The sequence below is a fragment of the Candidatus Harpocratesius sp. genome, from assembly GCF_054039255.1.
On sequence record NZ_JBPLBG010000051.1, the window covers coordinates 1 to 3995 of the forward strand.

The following is a 3995-nucleotide window of genomic DNA, read 5'->3' on the forward strand; positions in this document are numbered from 1 at the left end:
CATAATGAGTAAAAATGTAAAAACTCCGTTAATTAAACGTATTATCATGTCAAGCCTCCTAACGGGGCTAAAGTTAAGGAGAAATTCTGAAAAGCGCAGGAAAATGTTTTGATTTTATGAATGAAACCGTAAATTTGCTTTATTATACAGTGAAATGCCGCGGTGGAGAGTTTATCGTTGCATATTATTAAAATGAGTAACATTTTTTCGTGAAATTATGGATTCCGAATTAATAAAAATATTTTAACAACACATAACAAATCACAGCACTGGATTTTACTCCATTGCGCATCGTAAAAACCAGTAAGTTCAATCGTGATGTAACTTCATGAAAATTACTTTTTTTAATGGAAAATGAATTTGACAGTTGTCATATTTCCATTATATTTGATCCATGAAAAATATTTTACATAAGGTGGGAAATAATTTAACGAGCAATAAAAGTGATTTGTCTGTGAAAGAACAACTGTCATTTTTAGTTCAGACAAAAAAAGAATATAAGTCGGAATCCAGCTTAGAAAATTTGGTAAAATTACTTCAGAGTGATTTAAATTTTCACAATCACAAAAGTAATAATAGTTCTCACAATTTCCATTCGTTTCCAGCAAAATTTCCTCCCCAACTTCCAAAATTTTTTATTGAGAAACTAACAAAGCCAAATGAAATAGTCCTTGACCCTATGGTCGGCTCTGGTACAACGTTAGTTGAAGCATATTTTTTAAATAGAAAAAGTATAGGTTTTGACATAGATCCGTTAGCTATTAAAATTACCAAAGTAAAAACAACACCATTTAATAAAAATGATCTAGTTAAATACTGTTTGAAAATATATAACGGCGCAAAAGAAGATTATATTAATAATAAGAATAAGTTGATTGATTTATTGAATATCTCTTTTGGTCCTAAATCCAGAGAATTTATAGATTATTGGTTTTTACCGGAAACTCAATTGGAATTAATTTCACTTTTAAATCAAATAAAAATGATTAAAGAAGAAAAATACAGAGATTTTTTTGATGTAATTTTTTCTTCTATAATTATAACAAAGTCCGGCGGGGTTTCACTCGCTTTGGATTTAGGGCACACACGACCACATAAAATAAAAGCCTTATTGGATAATAATGGCAATGTTATATACGGCGATCAAAATTTTGAAATATCAAGAAAACAATTTGTAACAAAAACTATTAAATCTTCTTTTGAAGAATTTTTAAAAAAATGTAATCAAAATATTGATTCTGTGATTCAACAATCTGTTGGATTTGAGCCGGAAATAAAATTTTGTGATTCGCAAAAACTATGTCTTAAAGATGAAACGGTCGATTTAATTGTCACTTCTCCGCCATACGCCTCTAATGCAATTGATTATATGAGAGCTCATAAATTTTCTTTAGTATGGTTTGGCTATAAAATGGAAGATTTGACTAAAAAGAGAAATGAATATATTGGTTCGGAATCGACATCTAACTATTCTTTTGAAGATTTACCCGATTTTACGGCGACAAAAATTAAAGATGTTTTAAGCAATGATGTTAATCGTGGAAAAGTCTTAAAAAGATATTTCTCTGAAATGAAAAAATCGTTAAAAGAAATGTATAGAGTTTTAAAACCTGGTAAGATTGCAATAGTAGTTGTTGGTAATTCTACAATGAAGGGAATAGATACTGAAACTCATAAATGTTTACAGGATATTGGTAGTTTTATTGGTTTTAATGTTCCGTATATAGGAATTCGGCAATTGGATAGAAATAAAAGAATGCTTCCTGCAAGTAAAAACAAGAATTCAGAATCACAAATTCAGAAACGCATGCATGAAGAATATGTAATTGGATTTTATAAATCTTAATTATTTGGAATCTTAAGTATATGACAATTACTGAATTGAGAAGCGGCTATCACAAAGAAATATGTGACAAGTTAATAAGAATTCGAAGGAATTCTGATAAAGGCGATTATCCTAATAATGCTGATGGCGATAGTAAGATTAGTGTAAAAATTGCTTGGGGAATTATAAATCAAATATGCGATAAGCCTCATTATGGCAACATGTCTGGGCAGACAGCTGGAAAAATATTTGAGGAGATTACTAAAGATTTTATTGAAAAGTCTTTTAATTTATTATTTCATTTGCGGCCAGGTAAATGGCATTATTTTATTGAAAAAGAAATATCAAATTTTGAACAATATAGAGATTTGGCAGAAGTGGAAGATGAATTGAAAAAGAATAAGAAACTTGCATCCACTTTTGGGCAAGATTATATCGTTAAACCCGATATATTAGTAAGCAGGGAACCCATTGAAGAAGAAGAAATAAATAAAAACAGGAATATAATTGATATTTCAGATAAAATCGCCACTTTAACTCCGATACGAAAAGTCAATGTAGAGTCACTCAAACAAATTTTACATGCAAGTATATCCTGTAAATGGACACTTCGTAGTGACAGAGCACAAAATATCCGTACAGAAGCATTTAATCTTATTCGAAATAGAAAAGGTAAATTGCCCCACATCGTTGCTGTTACTGCAGAACCTACCTTAACGAGAATAGCAAGTTTAGCATTAGGCACAGGTGATATAGACTGTGTTTATCATTTTGCTTTAAATGAGTTGATTGAGACAATTTATGAGATTAAAGATGAAAGCCAGATGGATATGCTAAATATTTTAATTGATGGACGAAGGTTAAGAGATATTAGCGATTTGCCATTTGATCTAATTATATAAATTGTAAAAGTTATTCTCTTTCCGGACAGTTATGCACTTGCCTAATCTACTTTACGTAGTTACAGTTTTTATGCTATTTTTCCACCGGCCTGCGCCGCAGCTTCTGCTGGCAGGAACGCCCAACACCTCATATACTCACCGTTGGCATTAATTGAAACGAGAATCACAAATATTGCTATTTATATCTTGGTAATATTAATATTTGTGATTATCAAGATATAAGTTGCAAGTATTAATTGCTTTATGTATCTTTGCAGTCATAGTATAGGTGATTATTAATATAACAATAGCAATTTTACATGAAACTAGAATGGGACATAATTAAGAGATTTTCTCAAAATGACACGCCGTGCTTCTCTACAAATGATGTAAGAGAAGAATTCAACAATGTCAGTGCATCGTACTTAAACAACACTCTGATGAGAATGGTAAAGAACAACATGCTCATTCGTCTTAACAGAGGATTGTATTATATCGTACCTCTTGAGCACGATAGTTCAAATTTTATACCCAATTGGCATTTGGTAGCTAAGTATCTGCTGCGAGATAAAAACTATTATATTGGTTATTACTCTGCATTTCAAATACACAAATTAATAACCCAACCCAGTTTGACCGAAATTGTTGTAACTGATATTCAAATGAAACCAAGCAACATCGAAATTCAAGGTGTCAGATTTCAGTTTATTTATCATAAGGCAAATCGCTTCTTTGGAATAAAAAACACCTGGATTGATAACTACAATAAAGTAAAATGTAGTGATTTAGAGAAGACCTTGGTAGATTCATTTATTAATCCACATTACAGCAATGGAATAGTTGAGATAGCAAAGGCCGTTTATGAATCTCGAAACAAAATTGATATGAATAAAATAATGGCCTACTTTGCTAAATCCGGTAGCAAAGTTGCAGTAAGAAGGTACGTATTCATTTGTGACCTTTTAGAAATAAGTTCATCATATCATGAGAGTTTGCTTCAAAAAAACCTTACCGGCTCGTTTCTTCGTTTAGACACGTCAGCACCTGATGAAGGAAAAATAAACACTAAATATGAATTGAAAATTAATCGTGATATAAACACGATAAAAGAAGCGATATATACATGATTAGACCTGGAGAAATAGATAAAATAGCCATCGCAAAGGTCATATCCAAAAGTTAGTTGAAAATTGATTTTGAATATTGGTGAGGTTTTCATTTTTTTATCTGTTTCTCTATTTCAGCCTGAATCCTGTTTGCCATTTTGTTCAGGTGTTTATAGTTGATTA

Annotated in this window: 3 protein-coding genes; all 3 read left to right on the plus strand. The window is 31.0% G+C overall.

Translation table 11 applies throughout. The features are described from left to right. The first annotated feature begins 454 nt into the window (after window positions 1-454). The 3 genes from ACXLDF_RS12390 to ACXLDF_RS12400 all read left to right on the plus strand — a co-directional run bounded on the left by ACXLDF_RS12390 (window position 455) and on the right by ACXLDF_RS12400 (window position 3833). Window positions 455-1846 carry a DNA methyltransferase gene (locus ACXLDF_RS12390; RefSeq protein WP_457558850.1) on the plus strand — a complete coding sequence of 464 codons (1392 nt, stop codon included), beginning with the start codon at window positions 455-457 and terminating at the stop codon, window positions 1844-1846. A gap of 20 nt (window positions 1847-1866) precedes the next feature. After that, on the plus strand, window positions 1867-2727 hold the full coding sequence (locus ACXLDF_RS12395; RefSeq protein ID WP_457558851.1) for an NgoMIV family type II restriction endonuclease: 861 nt from the start codon (window positions 1867-1869) through the stop codon (window positions 2725-2727). A 425-nt stretch (window positions 2728-3152) separates the two neighbouring features. Then, entirely contained in the window at window positions 3153-3833 is a 681-nt protein-coding gene (locus ACXLDF_RS12400) for a type IV toxin-antitoxin system AbiEi family antitoxin domain-containing protein (RefSeq protein ID WP_457558852.1), read from the plus strand. The last annotated feature ends 162 nt before the right edge of the window (window positions 3834-3995 follow it).